Origin of the sequence: Rhizobium sp. Leaf384, from assembly GCF_001424065.1 — a bacterium.
In the GTDB taxonomy this organism is placed as follows: Bacteria; Pseudomonadota; Alphaproteobacteria; order Rhizobiales; family Rhizobiaceae; genus Ferranicluibacter.
The window spans coordinates 19,897-39,385 of sequence record NZ_LMQE01000006.1 but is presented as its reverse complement, the minus strand read 5'-3'; the positions used below and the strand labels follow the sequence as shown (position 1 = coordinate 39,385).

General features: G+C 63.6%; 16 protein-coding genes. 11 read left to right on the top strand and 5 right to left on the bottom strand.

Annotation, left to right across the window (positions count from 1 at the left end; translation table 11 throughout):
* Positions 1-1,229: 1,229 nt before the first annotated feature.
* The 4 genes from ASG25_RS13770 to ASG25_RS13755 all read left to right on the top strand — a co-directional run bounded on the left by ASG25_RS13770 (position 1,230) and on the right by ASG25_RS13755 (position 6,339).
* Positions 1,230-3,365, top strand: a complete 2,136-nt coding sequence (locus ASG25_RS13770; protein WP_162242195.1) for a peptidase G2 autoproteolytic cleavage domain-containing protein — start codon at positions 1,230-1,232, stop codon at positions 3,363-3,365.
* Positions 3,366-3,486: 121 nt separating this feature from the next.
* Positions 3,487-3,675 (top strand): hypothetical protein, encoded by a 189-nt coding sequence (locus ASG25_RS13765; RefSeq protein WP_156379713.1) that lies wholly within the window; start codon positions 3,487-3,489, stop codon positions 3,673-3,675.
* Positions 3,676-4,298: 623 nt separating this feature from the next.
* Complete coding sequence (locus ASG25_RS13760; protein ID WP_062474721.1) at positions 4,299-4,538, top strand: hypothetical protein; 240 nt, start codon at positions 4,299-4,301, stop codon at positions 4,536-4,538.
* 148 nt (positions 4,539-4,686) lie between these two features.
* Positions 4,687-6,339: an AMP-binding protein gene (locus ASG25_RS13755; protein ID WP_062474718.1), complete on the top strand. Its 1,653-nt coding sequence runs from the start codon at positions 4,687-4,689 to the stop codon at positions 6,337-6,339.
* Between the two features lie 105 nt (positions 6,340-6,444).
* On the opposite strand, the gene ASG25_RS13750 is transcribed toward ASG25_RS13755, so the two are convergent.
* The 4 genes from ASG25_RS13750 to secA form a co-directional block, all read right to left on the bottom strand.
* Positions 6,445-7,725, bottom strand: coding sequence for a GNAT family N-acetyltransferase (locus tag ASG25_RS13750; protein WP_062474715.1), 1,281 nt, complete (start codon positions 7,723-7,725; stop codon positions 6,445-6,447).
* The gene (locus ASG25_RS13745; protein WP_062474712.1) at positions 7,722-9,188 is read right to left on the bottom strand and encodes a lipopolysaccharide biosynthesis protein; all 1,467 of its coding nucleotides are present in this window, start codon (positions 9,186-9,188) and stop codon (positions 7,722-7,724) included. Before ASG25_RS13745 ends, ASG25_RS13750 begins: the two co-directional genes overlap by 4 nt.
* A 99-nt stretch (positions 9,189-9,287) precedes the next feature.
* Positions 9,288-9,932: a LysE family translocator gene (locus ASG25_RS13740; protein WP_062474709.1), complete on the bottom strand. Its 645-nt coding sequence runs from the start codon at positions 9,930-9,932 to the stop codon at positions 9,288-9,290.
* 185 nt (positions 9,933-10,117) lie between these two features.
* A complete protein-coding gene (secA, locus tag ASG25_RS13735; RefSeq protein WP_062474705.1) occupies positions 10,118-12,838 on the bottom strand; it encodes a preprotein translocase subunit SecA in 2,721 nt (906 codons plus the stop codon).
* Between the two features lie 270 nt (positions 12,839-13,108).
* Here secA and ASG25_RS13730 point away from each other — a divergent pair, with 270 nt between their 5' ends.
* The 6 genes from ASG25_RS13730 to ASG25_RS22315 all read left to right on the top strand — a co-directional run bounded on the left by ASG25_RS13730 (position 13,109) and on the right by ASG25_RS22315 (position 17,459).
* The gene (locus tag ASG25_RS13730) at positions 13,109-14,002 is read left to right on the top strand and encodes a peptidylprolyl isomerase (RefSeq protein WP_062474702.1); all 894 of its coding nucleotides are present in this window, start codon (positions 13,109-13,111) and stop codon (positions 14,000-14,002) included.
* A gap of 204 nt (positions 14,003-14,206) precedes the next feature.
* Positions 14,207-15,448 carry a bifunctional glutamate N-acetyltransferase/amino-acid acetyltransferase ArgJ gene (gene argJ, locus ASG25_RS13725; RefSeq protein ID WP_062474698.1) on the top strand — a complete coding sequence of 414 codons (1,242 nt, stop codon included), beginning with the start codon at positions 14,207-14,209 and terminating at the stop codon, positions 15,446-15,448.
* A 40-nt stretch (positions 15,449-15,488) separates the two neighbouring features.
* Positions 15,489-16,265, top strand: coding sequence for a GNAT family N-acetyltransferase (locus tag ASG25_RS13720; protein ID WP_062474694.1), 777 nt, complete (start codon positions 15,489-15,491; stop codon positions 16,263-16,265).
* Between the two features lie 2 nt (positions 16,266-16,267).
* Positions 16,268-16,684, top strand: coding sequence for an 8-oxo-dGTP diphosphatase MutT (gene mutT / locus ASG25_RS13715; RefSeq protein WP_062474691.1), 417 nt, complete (start codon positions 16,268-16,270; stop codon positions 16,682-16,684).
* 258 nt (positions 16,685-16,942) lie between these two features.
* Complete coding sequence (locus ASG25_RS13710) at positions 16,943-17,263, top strand: hypothetical protein (RefSeq protein ID WP_062474688.1); 321 nt, start codon at positions 16,943-16,945, stop codon at positions 17,261-17,263.
* Positions 17,264-17,288: 25 nt separating this feature from the next.
* Complete coding sequence (locus ASG25_RS22315; RefSeq protein ID WP_200942804.1) at positions 17,289-17,459, top strand: Flp family type IVb pilin; 171 nt, start codon at positions 17,289-17,291, stop codon at positions 17,457-17,459.
* A 103-nt stretch (positions 17,460-17,562) separates the two neighbouring features.
* Here ASG25_RS22315 and ASG25_RS13705 read toward each other — a convergent pair whose 3' ends face one another.
* Positions 17,563-18,435, bottom strand: a complete 873-nt coding sequence (locus tag ASG25_RS13705; protein WP_062474685.1) for a methyltransferase domain-containing protein — start codon at positions 18,433-18,435, stop codon at positions 17,563-17,565.
* 101 nt (positions 18,436-18,536) lie between these two features.
* On the opposite strand from ASG25_RS13705, the gene ASG25_RS13700 reads away from it, so the two are divergent.
* A complete protein-coding gene (locus ASG25_RS13700) occupies positions 18,537-19,403 on the top strand; it encodes a ComF family protein (RefSeq protein ID WP_082475608.1) in 867 nt (288 codons plus the stop codon).
* Positions 19,404-19,489: the final 86 nt, after the last annotated feature.

Below are 19,489 nucleotides of genomic sequence, written 5' to 3'. Positions count from 1 at the left end.
AACGAACGCCGGCAGCGGTTGTGTGGGACGCGACTCTCAAGCTTGACTTGTTACCTTGTACGTACACAAGACCCCGAAGGACGCATTCCTTCGCAATCGCCACGATGTTGTTGTTTCCCTTAACTTTTATGAAAAACCCTGAAAGGTCAGCTCTTGGGTCAAGTCGGATCTGGTTGCCACGCCCGTACATTTCAAGCCTATATGGCGGACGATCCATGTCCGTATGATTGGTCCAATTGCCTTCTCCTTCATCGACAAACACGCACGGTTTACTCAACCCTCTGCCTCCATCTTTGGTGCCGCTTTGCAGCCGGCCACCGAGAACGTTTCGCTAAAGCCAGTGGCCGAAGCTTGACTGACCTGTTCGCTCTTGATGACGGTCAATGCCCCGGTGGACGCACAACCATCTCTCAATGCTAAGCCAACATTTTCATTGATACGGCCTTGCTTATGGAGCATCTGAGACAATTTGTAGCTTGGAATGTCGAAGCGAGCACGTCCAAAATCGCCAGGGTAGAGTCCGTGGAACATTACCCTTATTGGGCAGGCCTATGTTGGTGCTCTAACTGAGAGGCCTTTTTTTGTCCAGACAGTCGTCTAAGCAATGTGAGCTGTTGTTCGCAGCGGAGGGCGTGTCGACGAGGATTGATCAGCTTCTCTGATTCTGGATTTGGAAAATCCGCAGCACCGTGGCCTCTGCCTCTTGTGACCGTCAATGCGCTGCTTGGTCACGTTTGGCATGCCGCCGGCAATATTTTGGCGGTGACACGTTGTCTGTTCATTTTGCGCATGCGCGCCGGCGGTGTAATCGCGTTCGACGTCAACGCAGCTGCCTTCGTTAAGTCCATATTGCTTAAGACGCTGCGTGGGACGCGCTCATATCAACGACGTCATAACGACGTCGCGGTCGAGCGGAGAAATGTGTGAACGCCATTGGTTGCAACTGCGCGCTCTCTAAGTCAGGTCGCTGGCCTGAAGGTGGGCAGCCAGATAGGTGCCCAATTTGATGCGTCAGGACTAGCTTGCTCCTTTGAACGAACGGATATTCCATGAATCGGCGATCTTTTATCCAATTGGGACTGGTGACAGCCGGTGGTACCGGAACGGGCCCCTTGAATTCTTCGGCGCTGCCCCTTTACCGGGCGCAGGATTCGGCCTCGGCCAGCGAGAAAGAGGGATTTCCCCCAGCGGAGGCTGGAAAAGCTCTGGGCTGGGCTCAGGATGGTACGTTGGCCAACCTTGACATAGCCGCCGAGGGAAGCGCGGTCTTCGGGGAAACGGGCCGTAAACTTGCAAGTACGTCGTCTGTCCTCCAAGCGCGCAGTTTGCTCGATCCGATGGCCAGTTTCTTCCGCGATGGCGTCACCAGCGATGATGATAATTTTGCGGCTCTTGAGAATGTTGTGACCGGAAAAGAGTTTGACTTGGGTGAATTCACCTATGCTGTTTCGGTCGTGCCTATGCGCAACAAATATACAAACGGCAGGTGGTCCATTGCCGGGACTATTTTCGACGCGGATCAAAACGATGGGATGATCTCGTCGGATGCTGACACGGGTGTCCTGTCGAATAGTGTCTACGCCAGTCCAATTACTGGTCTGCTCTCAAGAGGAGGACGGTCGACCAGACAATTGTTCGGGCTGCTTTGGTCCCAGGGGTCTCTGGCGACGGGGCCGTCACGTGCGGGTGTTTTGTTAGGCATATATTCCTGGGCCACCGGCAACGTGTCCGCTATTCTCGCTGCTCGTCAGTCTGGGGCGCAGATCCCTCAATCCGTTGTTGCGGCATCGGAAGAGACGATCGCCTCTCATGGTTTTCGCGCCTTTCTTGCCGCCTCCATCTTCAGCCGTCATGCGGGCGAGAGCGGATTTCAGGGGGCGACGCGCCGTAGCCATACGGGCGCCCAACATACGTTCAATATCGGCTCCGTCGATGCCTATGCCGGCGGGGGACATGGCTTGGACATTCGATGCAAGCCAGTCCGAGGCCTACTGAACGACACATCTCTGACGATTATTTCCGGGGGTATGGGCTATAGCTCCGGAGGGACGCTAGTCTTTTCAGATCGGAAGACCGCACCGACAACCATGGCCACAGCAAGGCCGGTCTTTAACAAGAAAGGAACGCTTACCGGGTTTACAAACTTCGTCAGCGGCTCCGGGTATAGCGACGACGTCGACGTTTACTACATGGAAGCCTCCGGCAACCAGAGCGGCAATATCGGAACTGCCAATGGCTGTGCCGCTGCCGGCGATAACAGCGGAAATTTGTTCTCACAGCGTTCGGTGGTCGGTAAAGCGGCTTCGTTCGGTGTCAATGTCGGACAAAGTGGTAAAGGTGGAAGTTCTGTGCAGGCCTCATGCGGCGGGAACTATTCCGGGCAAGAGAACACGTCGAATAATGTGGGAGCCGTCACACTGGCATCATCTGGCGGTGTCTCGGCAGGTGCGTTCAGTCTCGTCATGGCAGCAAGCTTCTGTCAGGCGAAAGCAGATCAAGCCGTCGCGATGGGCCGCCGGGTCATAAACAATGTGGCGCTATCCCTAGCAGGGGGGAGTGAAGCACGGGGTGCCGCAAGCGCGAGTAACCGCAAGATACATCTTTATTTTGACAGTGGGAATGTTGAGATCTCTGGCACCCTGACGCAAAACAAAGTCTTCACGGACATTGCCAAGATGTTTGAAAACGCTGAGCCGGGCGTGTCTATTGAGGTTGGAGCTCTGGTGACGTTGGATGGTCGCAAAGTGCGCTTGGCGAACGCCGGCGATGTGTTCTTTTCAGTTCACACGCGAACCTATGCCATCCTGTTGGGCGATACAGGGTTTACTTGGGCGGGCCGCTATCTCACGAATGACCACGGAGAGATGTTAACGCAACAGATACCGGATCCCGATTGGCAGGCACTCGTGCCGGACCCCGACTGGCCGTCAATCATACCCAATCCGGCCCATCCCGTTTTTGACGATGTCGTTGACGACAAGGGCAATGCGAAACGCGGTGGCGACGGCAGCCTGCTTCGTTACGCCGTAAGCGAACCTACCGTGCCGAATCCACGTCAGCCGGTCAAGATCCCGAACCCCGTCCCTCAACCCTTGATCACCGTGCCTGTTGAGAACCCGGATTACAACCCTTTGCTCGACCAGGTACCCCGCTCTCAGCGCCGTGAGCAATGGACTCCGATGCTCCTTCAAGGCGAAGCGTTCATGCATGTTACGGCCGATGTTCAGCCGAACGATTACATCGAGCCTGTTGCGCCCGGCATTGGAGGTAAGTCGACACGGCCTACGGGCTTTCGTTGCATGGAGATTATGACGCCGTTCGATCGTGGGAAAGGGTATGCGATTGCGCTTGGACTGCGTGTTTAGCCTCTCAATAAAAATCTGTCGATGTCGCAAACAACCCGATCCCGCCGCGCCTCGGGCCTCCCCCCTTGATCTTCGCCCCCGACACCTCATTTCCTCGCCAGCAGGACCGGAGAGCCACAACATGGTCGAGACGCGGTATGGGGTGCGGCAGGAGCGGAGCGGGTTTTGGACCGTCGTTGACGAGATGACCGGGCTGCCGGCGGCGTCGGACGGGCGGGATCTGACCGGGCTCGAGAAGCAGGATGCGCGGGATATCGCGGACGCTCTGAACCGGGACGAGCGGTCGCAGCGCGGCAGTTCGCTGGTCTAGGCGGCGCGACTGGCGGCGAACCTACATCAGCTGACGTGGGTCGACAGGATACCCGGGGCGGAGGTTCGACGGCGGCCTCCATCAGATGCGTGCAAACGCGTGCAGACGCGTGACGGTCGCGTGTCGCGAGCGCAAGGGCCTCAGTCGAGATCAACACATCAGCCCAAAGGGCACGAGGGGAAGCCGAAACGGTTTCCTGGCGGGTGATCGAGGGATGATCGGGGGGAGAAGGGTGCGCGGACGCTCTACAAACCGCGCGTGCCATGACAATCGCATGCCAATCCTGAAGGCTTGGTAAAGATTGGGCGCGCTTTGGCAATTGCTTTGCCGGCTTTTTGCGAGAACGGCATTTTACAGGCGGTTTCCCGAGAGGAATTCCGGCTGGTGCGTGGGAGATGGCGCAGCGGTGCGGGGGGAGGACCGGCCCGGACGGGGTGGGTATGGCCCGGCCGTCGGCGTGCGGCAGGACCGCTGCCCCGAATTTTCGCGGTCTTCGCAGGGAGGCGTGTTTCAGCCTGGAACAGGTGCTGTGGCTTCTTAACCGGGCCGGCGCATGCCGTTTGCCGAAAGAGGACGGTGCGTGCCATTCTGAAGCCATCACTTACAGAACGGGAGATGCTTCCTTGGCACAGGCTTCTTTGGCAGTTTCGACGATCCGCGTTCCAAAGCGACGTGAGGTCGATGTCGTGGCGAGTGCGGTCTTTGCGTGGTGCGCCGAGCGGCGGATCGGGTTGCGGACGCAGGCCGGCGTCAGTGCGGCCAGCGCCGCGATCTCGCTGTTCGAGAGCGGTTACCGCACGCAGGATGCCCTCTTTCACGCCCTTCATGGGCTGAGCGGCAACGACCTGGCGCATTTCGGATGAGCTCGGGCGGGCAGGGTAGTCGGGCGGGCGGGCGTCCTTCGGTCGGGATCCGTGCGGGCGATCGTGTCGCCCTCGATTGATCTGCCGAGCAGGGGGATGATAGGGTCGGGGCGGCCGCCATCTCGGTCTCCATCTCGCTCGGCGGTTCATGCGTCCCACCTCGTCCATCCCCGATACCTCTTATGACGCCCTGATCCGGGATTTCGCCTGGAAGATCCCGCGCCTGTTCAATATCGGCGTCGCCGTCAGCGATGCCTGGGCGGCGCGGGCGCCGGAGCGCTTCTGTCTGCAGCATTTCCAGCCGGACGGACAGCATCAGACGCTGACCTATGGCGCGTTCGCGGCGCAGTCTTCAGCCCTGGCGGCCGGTCTGCTCGCGCGCGGGGTCCAGCCGGGCGATCGCGTCGCCATCCTGCTGCCCCAGGGGTTCGCGGCGGCGATCGCGCATGCGGCGATCTACAAGCTCGGAGGCATCGCGCTGCCGCTTGCCCTTCTCTTCGGCGTCGAGGCGCTGGAATACCGGCTGCGGGATGCCGGCGCCTGCAGTGTCATCACCGATCGTTCCGGCGTCGCGCGCCTCTCGGATATCCGGGCGCGCGTGCCCGATCTGCGCCTGATCGTCTGCACGGATGGCGGCGAGGGCGCGGCCGAGGCGGGCGCAACGGTCTCCTTCGATGCGCTTACGGCCACGGAGGCAAGCGGTTTCGTTGCGGCCGAGACCGGGCCGGACGATCCGGCCCTGATGATCTATACATCCGGCACCACGGGGCCACCGAAGGGCGCGCTGCACGGGCATCGCGTGCTGCTCGGACATATTCCCGGCTTCCAGTTTCACCATGCCGGCCTGCCCCAGGCCGGCGACCGCATGTGGACGCCGGCCGATTGGGCCTGGGCCGGCGGGCTGCTGAATGCGCTGTTGCCGTCGCTCCTGCTCGGCGTTCCCGTCGTGTCGTCTCCGGCGCAAAAGTTCGATCCGCACATGGCGTTCCGGATCCTGTCGGAGATGAAGGTGCGCAATGCGTTCATCCCGCCGACGGCGCTGCGGCTGATGACGGCAGTGGCGCATCCCAGGACACAGTATGATTTCGAGCTTCGGACGGTCGGGGCCGCCGGGGAAGCGCTGGGTCGCGAGACCTTCGAGCAGGCGTCGCAAGCGCTCGGCGTCGCGATCTCCGAGTTCTACGGACAGACGGAGTGCAACATCGTGATTTCCTCCAGTGCGGCCTATGGCGTGCTGAAGGCGGGATCCATGGGCAAGGCGGCGCCCGGTCACGTGGTCGACATCATCGATCAGGCCGGGACGGTCCTGCCGCGCGGGCAGGTGGGCCAGGTTGCCGTGCGACGGCCGGATCCGGTGATGTTTCTCGGATACTGGGGCAATCCGGCAGCGACGCAGGCCAAGTTCATCGGCGACTGGATGACGACGGGCGATCAGGCCGTGATGGATGCGGACGGCTATATCCGTTTCTTCGGTCGCGATGACGACGTCATCACCTCGTCCGGTTTCCGCATCGGGCCCAGCGAGGTCGAGGATTGTCTGGCCGGCCACCCCGCCGTCCGCATGGCCGCCGTCATCGGCAAGCCGGATCCGGTGCGCACCGAAATCGTCAAGGCCTATGTCGTTCTGGCAGAGGGGTATGCGGCCTCGGATTCTCTCGCCGCCGCCCTGTCCGATTGGGTGAAGACGCGGCTGTCGATGCACGAATATCCGCGCGAGGTGGCTTTCGTCGATTCCTTGCCGCTGACGACGTCCGGCAAGATCCTGCGCCGCCTGCTGCGCGATGCCGAAGCTCGGATGTAAGGACGGGCTTCCGGCGGGCTCTCCTTCTTCGGGCGATGCGCTTTAAAGTTATGTTTTGATGTATCTCGTTTCCCGAAGCCGCTGCACACGTTCGGGCGACATGCCTTAGCGGAAACCCCGCGGCGCCAGCGCGCGCATCTTCTCGCGCAGCAGCCGGGCCATGTTGCGGGTGTTGCGGTAAAGGTGGAGCTGCGTGGCAACCTGGCGCACGTCACGGTCGCGATTGGCGCGCAGGCCAATGACGAGCGTGCCCATCTCCTCGCGCTCTTCCCAGAACCGGCTCATGATCGGATGATCGGGGACCGCGCAGCTGTCGGATTTCGTAATATTGGGGTCATCGAGATGCCATTCCGTCAGCTCGCTCAAAAGCAGCTTGCCGGGGGAGTATCGGGCATAGGTCTCGTCATAGCCGGTTTTCCAGGTGTAGGCCTCGCCGCCCATCATGAAGACCACCATCGAGGCGATCGCGACGCCGTCGAGGTCGATCGTGTGGATGCGAACGGCATCGGCTTCGGCCAGGTTGGTGATCGCCTCGCGGGCGAACGCTGCGCGGTAGCGGTCCATGACGATCGCCGTGCGCTGGCGCCCCTTCCAGCCGGACGCTTCGAGGGCGAGAAATTCCTCCATGCGCAGGCGGATCTCTTCCGGCTGGCGCGCGACGGCATGGGTCACCGTGCCGAGGCGCGACAGGAGCGTCCACTGGCGTCGCAACTCGCGGAAATGCGCCGGGCTGATCGAGGCGCGCAGATAGGTCTCGCCGTCGAGCGCGCTTTGGAGGATCGGCCGGCTGAACGTGTCGGTGACCGTCAGCGGCAGGTTCCGGCTGATGGCAACCGCGCGGGCGAGGCTGGCGAGCGGTCCCTTCAGGCGGATGTCGGGCAGCACCAGGATCGGCGGCAGGCCCGCATCCGGATTGGCCAACGCGTCGAACAGGTTGTCGAGCGTTTCGGCGGCCTCCTCCGTGTCGAGAAGCGGCGTGCCGAGCGGTCCAAACGGGTTGGACCAGGCGCGGATGATCGGCGTGCCGATGGCAAAGCCGGGCTTCTCCACCGAAAACGGCATCAGGAAGCGCAGCCGGCTGCGGGTTTCGCTGCGGTCACGAAGGATCGCCAGCCGCACGACGCGATCTTCCAGGCGGGGCATGGCCGGTGCAATGAAGCGGCCGGAGAAGAACACGTTCGGTTCGATCGCCCGATGCGACAGAAAGTCGAGTTCCTCCTGCAGGTCGTAGCCGGCTCGGGCGGGATAGACGCAGAATTCGCGGCCCGGTCGCCCGGTCGGCACCAGCGTCTCGGCATGGATTTCGGCATGGCCGACGGGATCGCGCTGCGGAACCCGGGAGGGGCGGCTGTTGGCGTCTGTCGGAAACTGGGGCGTGGCGCTCATGGTCGGCTGGCCTCTGCATCCATCGGTCTCGCCTTTGCCGCGACGGCATCGAGACGATCGGTCCTGACGGGTCTGGAATGGGGGTCGGCAAAGGCAAACAGCCTGATGCCGAAGGTATGGCGTACGGCAAGGTGGAGCAAACCGGCCTCGACCACCATGGCGCCGGCCGTTGCCAGGGCAGCCCCCGTCAGACCGAAGATCGGGATGAGGCTGACATTGAGCGCGATGTTGGCCGCAAGGGCCGCGGCGTAGAGCTTGACGCAGAGCGACTGCTGGCCTCCCATCGTCAGCAGGGCCTCCGCCGGACCGACGAACGCCTTGGCCATGATGCCGGCGAAGAGGATCGCCATCAGCGGATAGCCCGACACGAAGGCAGGACCGAACAGCGACAGCAGGAAGCCGCCCGAGACAAGGACGCCGCCGCCGACGAAGAGCGACGGCCAGAAGCACCATCGGGCACTCTCGATGGCAATCACCGACAGCTGCTGCCGATCCGGCTGGCCCATGGCGGCGGAGAAGCGGGGCGCGGCTGCGGCCTTGACGGCAAACAGCACGAAGTGGACGAGCGCCATGGTCTTGGCGGCGGCAAAGTAGATTGCCACGCTTTCCGGATCGAGCGCGATGCCGACCAGCACGACGTCGGAATTCGTCAGCATGAACCCGAAGCCCTCGATGAGGAAGATCGGCAGGGCAACGCGCAGCCAGGTGCGGAACTCGATCCGCAGCGGGCCCGTCTGATAGCGCCGCTTCAGCCGCCAGGTCAGAATGAAGAACTGCCCGACGGTGGCGACATAGGTGGCGGCCATGGCGGCGATCATGGCCGTCTGTGCGGTGGAGGCCTCGCCGAGGCGAACCGCAACCACCATGAAGGCAAGGATGAGCACCGGCCGGACGATATAGGTGGGGCTGAGGGCCGAGACGGCCCAGCTATGGGCCCGCGATGTCCCGTCCATGACATCGCCGAGGGCGATCATGGGCAAAGCGAAGACACCAAGATAGAGCGGCACGAGATAGTAGCCGTTGACGACGTCCCCGAAGAGAACGAGCCCGCCGATGCCGACAAGCGCGAGCGCCGTCGCCGAGAGAAGCGCGAAGATCCGGACCGTCGTCATCATGCCGCGGATTTCATCGATGGCGTTCACGGCGTGATATTGCGGGACGAAGCGGATGATCGCGGTGTGGAAGCCGAGGCAGGACAGGTTTCCGAACAGGACCACGAGAACCCAGACGAAGACGAAAATGCCGTATTCGAACTCGCCCATCAGGCGCGCCATGACGATCTGGGACAGAAAGGCGATGCCGGCGCTGACGACGCGGATGGCAAAGGCGACAAGCGCCATGCGCTGGGCACGATGTTTCGGATCATCGCTGGTGAGCAACGGCTCCAGCCGGCGCATCAGCGGCAGGAGCCGGTCTTTGAGACCCGGCGGCAGAAGACGCTCTGCCGTTTGACACGCTGCCATAAACACGAAACGCTACCTGACCTGGACGCCATACGACACGGCTGGAGGATGCCGCATCTGCGTTAACATTCCGTTGGGACACGCGCCCGGACGTCAGGATTAGGCCCGGCCCAAGGCCACGTGAACGCCGAGACCGACAAGGACCGTTCCGCCGATCTTCTGCATCAGGCGCTCTGCCCGCCCTGAGGTGCGCAAACGCGCGAGAACGGCATCGGCAAGCAGGACGCAGACGATATCCGCGAGCGAAAACATCATGTTGACGATGGTCCCCAGCACGGCGAACTGGAGCGCGATCGGAACGGTGGCGGCGGGGTCGACGAATTGCGGCAGGAAGGCGAGGAAGAAGATCGCCGTCTTCGGATTGAGAACCTCGACCATCATGCTCTGCAGGAAAGCCCGGCGGGCGGATGTAATCGCGGCACCGAGTGCCGGGATCCCGTTGTCGCCTGGTTTGCGCGTCGGCGTCCGCACCATGGCGATGCCGAGGTAGACGAGATACGCGGCACCGGCGAGCTTGACGACCATATAGGCCGCCGGCACCGCCTGGAAGAGCACCGACAGCCCGGCGGCGGCGGCGGCCACGTGGACATAGCCGCCGAGATGGATGCCGAGCGTCGCCATCAGCCCGGCACGCCGATTGGCGGCAACCGTGCGGGCCGCGACATAGAGCATGGCCGGGCCGGGAAGGAAGGCAAAGAGGCCCGTGGTGACCAGGAAGGGAAGGAAGAGATCTAGCGATGTCATGACGTGGTCCCTTCACGCGCTTCGAAACAGGTGCGCGGGGACAATGGCATGCGACCATCCGCAGGCAAAGAGGTTCTGGGGTCATTCTGACCGGTGAGACGCGCGTGCACGCTGCGTCCAAACGACGACACCACGCCCCTTGTCGGAACGTGGTGTCGTGGTTGTCGGTCGACGGAGCTTGTTTCTCAGGCCTCGGTGGCCTCGAAGGCGCCGTGGCAGTGCTTGTACTTTTTCCCGGAACCGCAGGGGCAGACCTCGTTGCGGGAGACACGGCCCCAGGTGGCCGGGTTGGTCGGGTCGCGGTCTTCGGGCGCGACCGTGGCGAGGTTGCGGTCGGTGGTGAACTCGTCCTCGCCGGTCTGGGCGTCAATGTGATGGCCGAACATTTCCGGCGGCTCGGGCTGCGGCGCCTGGGCGGCGTCGCGCACCAGTTCGACGCGCATCAGTTGCGCCGTGACGCCCTGGCGCAGATTGGTCAGGAGCGCCTGGAACAGCTCGAACGCCTCGCCCTTGTACTCCTGAAGCGGATCGCGCTGAGCGTAGCCGCGGAAGCCGATGACCGAGCGCAGGTGATCGAGGTTGACGATATGCTCGCGCCATAGGTGATCGAGCGTCTGCAGCACGACGGAGCGCTCGACGTAGCGCATGATCTCGGGCCCGAATCGCTCGGCGCGTTCGGCATTGGCCTGGTCGGCCGCAGCGAGAATGCGCTCGCGGATGTCGTTCTCGTCGATGCCTTCCTCCGCCGCCCAAGCGGCGATCGGCAGGTCGAGGTTGAGTGTTTCGAGGACGTCGTTGTTCAGCCCCTCGACATCCCACTGTTCGGCATAGGCCTTTTCCGGAATGCGCTTGGCGACGATATCCTCGATGACCTCGTGGCGCATGTCGGCCACGGTTTCCGAGACGTCCTCGCTGTCCATCATCTCGATGCGCTGCTCGAAGATGACCTTGCGCTGGTCGTTCAGCACGTCGTCGTACTTCAACAGGTTCTTGCGCGTGTCGAAGTTGCGCGCCTCGACCTTCTTCTGCGCGCGTTCCAGCGCCTTGTTGATCCAGGGATGGACGATCGCCTCGCCTTCCTTCAGCCCGAGCTTCTGCAGCATGGAATCCATGCGCTCGGAGCCGAAGATCCGCATCAGGTCGTCCTGCAGCGACAGGTAGAACTTCGAACGGCCGGGGTCGCCCTGACGGCCGGAGCGGCCACGCAGCTGGTTGTCGATGCGGCGGCTTTCATGGCGTTCCGTCGCCAGAACATAGAGGCCGCCGGCGGCAAGCGCCTGCTGCTTGAGTTCCTGGACCTCTGCCTTGATGGCGGCTTCGCGCTGGTCGCGCTCCGGACCCGGCTCCACGTCGTGGAGCTCGGCCTCGATGCGCATGTCGAGATTGCCGCCGAGCTGGATGTCGGTGCCGCGGCCCGCCATGTTGGTGGCGATCGTCACCGCGCCGGGGACGCCTGCCTGGGAGACGATGTAGGCTTCCTGCTCGTGATAGCGGGCATTCAGCACCTGGAAGTTGGTAAAGCCCTCGCGCTTCAGGAGAGCGGCGAGCAGTTCCGACTTTTCGATCGAGGTGGTGCCGACGAGAACGGGCTGGTTGCGCTCGCGCGCCTGCCGGATCTCCTCGACGATCGCCTTGAACTTTTCTTCCGTGGTCCGGTAGACCTCGTCATGATCGTCGATACGCTGGATCGGCAGGTTGGTCGGCACTTCCACGACTTCAAGGCCGTAGATGTTGCCGAACTCTTCCGCTTCCGTCGAGGCCGTGCCGGTCATCCCGCCGAGCTTCTCGTACATGCGGAAATAGTTCTGGAAGGTGATCGAGGCGAGCGTCTGGTTCTCGGGCTGGATCGTCACCTTTTCCTTGGCTTCCAGCGCCTGGTGCTGGCCTTCGGAATAGCGGCGGCCCGGCATCATGCGACCGGTGAACTCGTCGATGATGACGATCTCGTCGCCGCGAACGATGTAATCCTTGTCGCGCTGGAAAAGCTTGTGTGCCTTCAGCGCATTGTTGACGTGGTGGACGATCGCGACGTTCTCGACGTCGTAGAGCGTCTCGCCTTTCAGCAGGCCGGCCTGGCGCAGCAGGTTCTCGAGCTTTTCGGTGCCGTCTTCGGAGAAGTTGGCCGAGCGCTGCTTTTCATCGATCTCGTAGTCGGCCTCGTCCAGCATCGGAATGAAGGCGTCGATCGTCGTGTAGAGCTCGGAGCGGTCGTCGAGCGGTCCGGAAATGATCAGCGGCGTGCGGGCTTCGTCGACCAGGATGGAGTCCACCTCGTCGACGATGGCGAAGAAGTGTCCGCGCTGGACCATCTGGACCCGCTCGTACTTCATGTTGTCGCGCAGATAGTCGAAGCCGAGTTCGTTGTTGGTCGCGTAGGTGATGTCGCAGCCATAGGCGGCCTTGCGCTGGTCGTCCGTCAGCCCATGGACGATGACGCCGGTGGTGAGGCCGAGGAAGCCGTAGATGCGCGCCATGGTGGCCGAGTCGCGGCTGGCGAGATAGTCGTTGACGGTAACGACATGCACGCCCTTGCCGGCAAGCGCATTGAGATAGACGGGAAGCGTCGCGACCAGCGTCTTGCCTTCACCGGTCTTCATTTCGGCGATCGACTTCTCGTGCAGGATCATGCCGCCGATAAGCTGGACGTCGAAGGGGCGAAGGCCGAGCACGCGGCGGGCGGCCTCCCGGGCCACGGCGAACGCGGGGACCAGAAGGTCGTCCAGCGTCTTTCCGGCGGCCAGCTGCTGGCGGAACTCGACGGTCTTGGCCGCAAGGGCTTCATCGCTCAAAGCCTTCATTTCAGGCTCGAGCGCGTTGATCGCGGCAACACGGGTGTTGTAGCCCTTGACGCGACGATCGTTGGAGGACCCGAAGAGTTTGCGGGCGATGCCGCCGAGACTGACCATGAAGATGGTCCTTTCATGTGACGTCGGCGTTCTGCGCGTGGGGTGTGATTTCCCGTCGACTGCGCCAAAACGCCCGGATCTTGTTCTGGACGCGAGGTTGCGTGACAGATAAGAGGGGGGTCGAATGATGTCAACGGGAGTTGCAGGCCGACGTTTCGCTGAAAATGCCGGTTTTGCAAGGCTACACAACGGCCACATTCTGGTGTTTGTGAGGTCGGCGACCCGGCCGCGAAGGGCGGATCCGGTACCCCATCGGGAAAGGTTTACGGAATGTTGAAATCCAGATTGCTCGCTGCCGTGGCGCTTGGCGCCGTGATCGCGATCCATGGGCCCGTTTTTGCCCAGGATGCCGCCGATCCGGTCGTCGCCAAGGTCGGGACCGCCGAGATCCATCAGTCCGAGCTCGATCTCGCGATGGCCTCGCTCGATCCGCAGCTGGCCCAGCTGCCCGACGAGCAGAAGCGCGCCGCAGCGCTTTCGGGGCTTGTCGACGTGAAGCTTCTCGCCAAGGACGCCGAAGCCGAAGGCGTGCAGAACAGCGAAGACTTCAAGAAGCGTCTCGCCTATCTGACGGACCGCGAGCTTCACAACGCGTATTTCAAGAAGCATGTCGTCGACGCCGTTTCGGCCGACGAGGTCAAGGCGCGCTACGAGAAGGAAATCGCAGCGATCAAGCCACAGGAAGAGGTGAAGGCCCGTCACATCCTGGTCAAGACCGAGGATGAAGCCAAGGCAATCATCAAGGACCTCGATGCGGGCAAGGATTTCGCCACGCTCGCCAAGGAAAAGTCCACCGATCCGAACAAGGACGATGGCGGCGACCTCGGCTACTTCACCAAGGAGCGCATGGTGCCGGAATTCTCCGAAGCCGCGTTCGCGCTGGAGAAGGGTGCCTACACCAAGACTCCGGTCAAGTCGCAGTTCGGCTATCACGTCATTCTTCTCGAAGACAAGCGCCTGCAGCCGCCGCCGCCGCTCGACCAGGTCGAGCCGCAGGTCAAGCAGCTCGTCATGCGCGACAAGTATCTGGCGCTGCTCGCCGATGCCAAGAAGGATGCCGGCGTCGACATCAGCGACCCCGCGTTGAAGAAGGCCTATGATGAGGCCAACAAGGCCGACGAAGCGGGCGCTGCCGAAGGCGACGCCGTCGAAGGCGCCAACTAGGCGGCTGACGGCTGGATCGTCCGGTCTGCGTCGGCCGCAGAGGCCGGCGACCGACGCTTCCATCCTCCGGTGTCACGCGTCTGTGACAACCGTCCATCATGAGTGAAATCCCGAAGGCGATCCTTCGGGATTTTCGTTTGACGGCTCGATCACCGTTCCGTCACTGTCGCCGATCCCGCCAGCCCTTTCCGCGAAGGTTCCTCCATGTCCGCTTCCGTTTCCCCGCTTGCCCCGAAAACCTTTGCCGACATGCCGCCGGTGCGCGGCGTCCGCATGGCGACGGCCGAAGCCGGCATCAAGTACAGGAACCGGACGGACGTCCTGATGATGGTGTTCGATGCGCCGGCCGCGGTCGCCGGCGTTTTCACGCGCTCGCTCTGCCCGTCCGCCGCCGTGGATTTCTGCCGGCAGAACCTGCCGGGCGGCGTCGCCCGCGCGGTCGTCGTCAATTCCGGCAATGCCAACGCCTTTACGGGGGGCAAGGGTCGTTCCGCGACGGAATTGACTGCCCGATCGGCGGCCGAGGCGGTCGGCTGCTCGACGGACGAGGTGTTTCTGGCCTCCACCGGCGTGATCGGCGAGCCGCTGGACGCCACCAAGTTTGCCGGCGTGCTCGGCGACATGCATGCGCGCGGCCGGGAAGACTTCTGGTTGGAGGCCGCCAAGGCGATCATGACCACGGATACCTATCCGAAGGTCGCGACCCGTTCGGCCACCCTCGGCGGCGTGACGGTGACCATCAACGGGATCGCCAAGGGCGCCGGCATGATCGCGCCCGACATGGCGACGATGCTGTCCTTCGTCGTCACCGACGCGGACATCGCACCGCAGGCCCTGCAGGCCCTCTTGTCGCAGGGCGTCGGTCCGTCCTTCAACTCGGTGACCGTCGACAGCGATACCTCGACGTCGGATACGCTGATGCTGTTTGCAACGGGTGCCGCGGCGGCAGAGGGTCAGGCGCGCATCGAAGATGCATCCGACGCGGCGCTCGAGGATTTCCGTGCGGCGCTCAATGCCGTGCTGTTCGATCTCGCCCTTCAGGTGGTGCGGGACGGGGAGGGCGCGCGCAAGATGGTGGCCATCACGGTGGAGGGCGCCGAGAGCGACGCCGCCGCCAAACGGATCGGCCTGTCGATCGCCAACTCGCCGCTCGTGAAGACCGCGGTCGCGGGCGAGGATGCCAATTGGGGCCGGATCGTCATGGCTGTCGGCAAGGCGGGCGAGAAGGCGGATCGCGACCGTCTTGCCATCTGGTTCGGCGATATCCGCGTCGCCGTCGACGGCGAGCGCGACCCGGCCTATTCGGAAGCGGCCGCAACGGCCGTCATGAAGGAGCAGGACATCGCCATCAAGGTGGAGATCGGGCTCGGCACGGGCACCGCGACGGTCTATACCTGCGACCTGACCAAGGAATACGTCGAGATCAATGGCGACTACCGGAGCTGAGCGCGAAGCCGGGCTCCGAGACTGCCGACCGGACATGCCGATGCTGGAAGACACGACACGAGAGAAATTGCCGCTGGTGCGGCGGCTGGAGGCGATCGGCTTTCGGGCCTGGCCGGCAGCGACGGTGCATTATGACGGCAGCTGGCTGGTGCGCACGACGCCCGGACACGGCTCCCGGCGGCTGAACTCGATCAATCCGCTCGATCCGCATGACGGGCGCGACATGGCCGGCCGGCTCGAACGAGCGGCGCGCCAGTTTCGCGACGCGGGTCTGGTGCCGACGGTGCGCCAGACACCGCTGACGCCGTGCGCCCTTGCCACCCATCTCGATGCCGAAGGGTGGACGCGCCTGTCCGAGACGATCGTCATGACGGCGGATATTCCACCGCATCCGGCCAGCGACGAGCTCGGCCATGTGCCTCTGCGGGATGTCGCCCGCTTCGTGGAGGCGCGTATCGCCATTGCCGGCGATCCCCCGGAAAGCAAGGCATCTCTGACATCGGTGATCGAGGCGATCCGGGCGGAGTGCGGATTGTTCCTGTTCGAGGAGATCGGGCAAGGTCCGACGGCCGTCACGCTGGCCGTGCAGGATTACGATCTTGCCGGCCTGCTGCTGGTCGCCGTCCGGCCGGACCGGCGGGGCGAAGGCATCGGCCGCGACATCGTCGGCGCGAGCCTCCGCTGGGCGCGGTTGAAGGGGGCACGCCAGGCCTGGCTTGCGGTCGAGGCCGGCAACGGACCGGCCCTGGCGCTCTATCGCGGGCTCGGCTTTGCCGAGGCCTATCGATATGTCTATCGAACGCCGCCCGAGGAATGACCATGGATGCAAACCCACCCCGTCGGCTGCTGCTTGTGGCGGCCTGCGCCCTCATCGATGGCGATGGCCGCATCCTTTTGGCACAGCGGCCGGAGGGCAAATCCATGGCGGGCCTCTGGGAGTTTCCGGGCGGCAAGGTCGAGGCCGGAGAGACGCCGGAGGAGACGCTGATCCGCGAGCTCAACGAGGAACTCGGCATCCGCACCAAGGTGGCCTGTCTCGCACCGCTCACCTTCGCCAGCCACGCCTACGCGGACTTTCACCTGCTGATGCCGCTCTATGTCTGCCGCCGATACGAGGGCGTGCCGCAGGGACGGGAAGGACAGGCGCTGAAATGGGTGCGGGCGAAGGCGCTTCGCGAGTATCCCATGCCACCGGCAGACGAGCCTCTGATCCCCTATCTGATGGATCTTCTCTAGCCGGGCCGTCTGCCCTGTCGTCTACCCTCCCGTCGCCGTATCCCGAAAACCTTTCCAACTTCTTCCTAAATCCGCTGAAGCAAAGGCATTTCCGGTATCCTCCTGCCTGTGCGTTAATGGAACGTTTATCTCCCACGGGCACAATGGCCAGCACGTGATGCCGAGTCGCGCCGCCCTTCGGGAGGACGGGACCGGCGCGCGGCGATCGAGGATGGAAAACGGAGCATTCCGCCGCGTCGGAAAGGCAAGAGGCAGGCCATGGTGGACGATGATTTCTGGAGAACGGTTCAGGACAAGGACCTGACGAAGGGCGAGTACCGGCGTACCGGCGTGCTCAACCTCGCTTTGCTGTTCGGAACGGCCGTCATTGCGTTGACGTTGATTCTGACGCCGATGATGGCCAGCAAGAACACGACCAAGGTTCTCGCAAACGCGCCCATCGACTACGACACCATTTCGACGGGCTCTATCCCCGATGACAAGGGCACGAAGCGCTATACGGTCCGCCGCAGCGTCCTGCAGGAGATGCCGGGCGCCGTCTGCATCGTCAATGGCGATGGCGTCAAGAGCGGATGCTGATTCAGACCGGTTTGGAGGAATGTCCGTGACGTGCATGTTTCAGCGATTTCTCTCCGACCGCCGCGGCGCGACCGCGATCGAATACGGTCTCATCGCCAGCATCATCGCGGTTGCTATTATCGGCGGCTTCGGCGCCATGAGCGAGCAGCTAACGACCGTCTTCAACACCGTCAAGGACGCCCTCACGACACCGTGACGCGATCCGTCGACCAAGGCTTCCCGGCCGGAGCCTTTTGAGAGGCGTTGCGCCCGATGTCGCAGGCGCTGCCGGTCCGGCCGCCATCCGCTGTCGTTGCCCCTTAGGGCTTCTCGTCCACCTTCAGGGCATCCGCCAGCCGCATCTTCGCCGAGCCCGGCGCCAGCGGCTTCTGCTGGCTTTCATGCGGTGCCCAGCCCGAGAGATAGATAACCGAAAAGGTTGCACGGATCCGCCCGTCCGGATCGGCGAACCGTTCGGCATACAGCTCTGCCGCCCGCAGGAACACGGCGCGGGACAGTGGCCTGCGGCTGCGGGCGACGAGCGTGTTGGTCATGCCCATCGCCCTCAGGTCCTTCATCAGTGCAAACAGCGAGGCATAGCGGACCGTGTAGGTCTCCGTATCCGTCACGGGTAGGGCAAAGCCTGCGCGCTGCAACAGGCCACCGATGTCGCGCACGTCGGCAAAGGGCACGACGCGCGGGCTGGCGCCGCCCGTGATCTCGCTTTCGGCCGCCAGCAGAACCTCCCGCAGCTCCTGCAGCGTTCCGTTGCCGGGAATGGCCGCCAGGAAAAGCCCGTCCGGCGCCAGCGCCCGCCGAATCTGTATAAACACGCCGGGCGTATCGTTCGTCAGATGCAGGGAGAGGGGCGAGACCACGAGATTGGCGCTGGAGGGTGGGACCGGCACCGTCTCGAGCGGCGCGACGATCACCTCGTCCGGTCCGCCGAACGCGGCGTCCGTCTCGACCCGGGTCAGCTTGCCGATCTTGCCGGTGGCCATCAAGGCGCGGGCGGTCCGGCCGGTGTAGCCGTGCAGTTCAACGGCCGTCTCGAAGCGGCGCTCCACGACCGCCAGCCGTTCGGCAAGATCCTCGCCAACGATGTCGAGCAGGAATTGCGCCTTCTCGTCGCCTGCCTTGAGCGCGCGCAGGCGCCGAGCTTCGACAAGAGGCTGGTCAAAAACGATATCCACGATAATCTCCTTACCTCGGCCTATATCATCGCCGGTGCGCGACTGTGCAAGAGCGGGCGGCATCTTCTAACGGTCGAGCGCGTGGAAGGACGCATCCGGAGATGGACGGTGACTGGCAGCCCTTGCCGACTGCGGCCGGTGCTCCAGCAGCGCGCGCGGACCCCTCGGGCGGCGGCGGGGACGCCGGGGAACGGCCGCGTGGCCGCTTTGAGCGCTTTCGCTCGACCCTTGTCGCACGGTCTCTCGCCGTCGGGCGGCATGTGGCCGATTTTCTTTATCCGCCGGTCTGTCGCGGCTGCGGTCGCTTCGTCCAGGCGCATGCCGCCGTCTGCCCGTCCTGCTGGGCCAGCCTGCGGCTGATCGAGAGACCGTTCTGCGAGGTGCTCGGCGTTCCGTTTTCCCATGACCTCGGCCATGGCATCCTCTCCGCCGACGCCATCGCCCATCCGCCACCGTTCACACGCCTGCGGTCCGTCGCCATTCACGACGGAATTGCCCGCGACCTCGTGCATGCGCTGAAATACACAGATCGGACGGATCTCGCGCCGATGATGGCGGCATGGATGCTGCGGGCCGGGGAGGGGGCCGTCGAGGCGGCAGAGGCGATCGTGCCGGTGCCGCTTCACAGATACAGGCTCTGGTCGCGCCGCTACAACCAGTCGGCGGAACTGGCGCGGGCGCTTGCCCGTCTCTCCGGCCGGCCGATGCTGTCGGAGGCCCTGGTGCGGCAGCGACGGACGGCCAAGCAGGTGGGCCTGGGTGCCACGCAGCGTCGGGATAATGTGAAAGGCGCCTTTCGGGTGACGGAAGCGGGCCAGCCGCTCGTCTTCGGCCGACGGATCGTGCTTGTCGACGACGTCTACACCACGGGGGCGACCGTCGAGGCGGCAACGCGGGCCCTGAAGCGCGCGGGGGCGAGCGAGGTAACGGTTTTGACCTTTGCAAGAGCCGTGACCGTGCTTATATGACCGGACGAAGACAGGCGGCGGGACCATGCCGGTTCCGTCCGGACATGTCGAACAAGGCAGGGCATCAGCGTCGTGCTGGTGCGGAA

What these genes read in the sequence shown, in the direction of transcription:
- ASG25_RS13765 (WP_156379713.1), top strand. Translation starts at nt 3,487, where the DNA reads ATGGTCGAGACGCGGTATGGGGTGCGGCAGGAGCGGAGCGGGTTTTGG.
- ASG25_RS13755 (WP_062474718.1), top strand. Translation starts at nt 4,687, where the DNA reads ATGCGTCCCACCTCGTCCATCCCCGATACCTCTTATGACGCCCTGATC.
- ASG25_RS13750 (WP_062474715.1), bottom strand. Translation starts at nt 7,725, where the DNA reads ATGAGCGCCACGCCCCAGTTTCCGACAGACGCCAACAGCCGCCCCTCC.
- ASG25_RS13745 (WP_062474712.1), bottom strand. Translation starts at nt 9,188, where the DNA reads ATGGCAGCGTGTCAAACGGCAGAGCGTCTTCTGCCGCCGGGTCTCAAA.
- ASG25_RS13740 (WP_062474709.1), bottom strand. Translation starts at nt 9,932, where the DNA reads ATGACATCGCTAGATCTCTTCCTTCCCTTCCTGGTCACCACGGGCCTC.
- secA (WP_062474705.1), bottom strand. Translation starts at nt 12,838, where the DNA reads ATGGTCAGTCTCGGCGGCATCGCCCGCAAACTCTTCGGGTCCTCCAAC.
- ASG25_RS13730 (WP_062474702.1), top strand. Translation starts at nt 13,109, where the DNA reads ATGTTGAAATCCAGATTGCTCGCTGCCGTGGCGCTTGGCGCCGTGATC.
- argJ (WP_062474698.1), top strand. Translation starts at nt 14,207, where the DNA reads ATGTCCGCTTCCGTTTCCCCGCTTGCCCCGAAAACCTTTGCCGACATG.
- ASG25_RS13720 (WP_062474694.1), top strand. Translation starts at nt 15,489, where the DNA reads ATGCTGGAAGACACGACACGAGAGAAATTGCCGCTGGTGCGGCGGCTG.
- mutT (WP_062474691.1), top strand. Translation starts at nt 16,268, where the DNA reads ATGGATGCAAACCCACCCCGTCGGCTGCTGCTTGTGGCGGCCTGCGCC.
- ASG25_RS13710 (WP_062474688.1), top strand. Translation starts at nt 16,943, where the DNA reads ATGGTGGACGATGATTTCTGGAGAACGGTTCAGGACAAGGACCTGACG.
- ASG25_RS13700 (WP_082475608.1), top strand. Translation starts at nt 18,537, where the DNA reads ATGGACGGTGACTGGCAGCCCTTGCCGACTGCGGCCGGTGCTCCAGCA.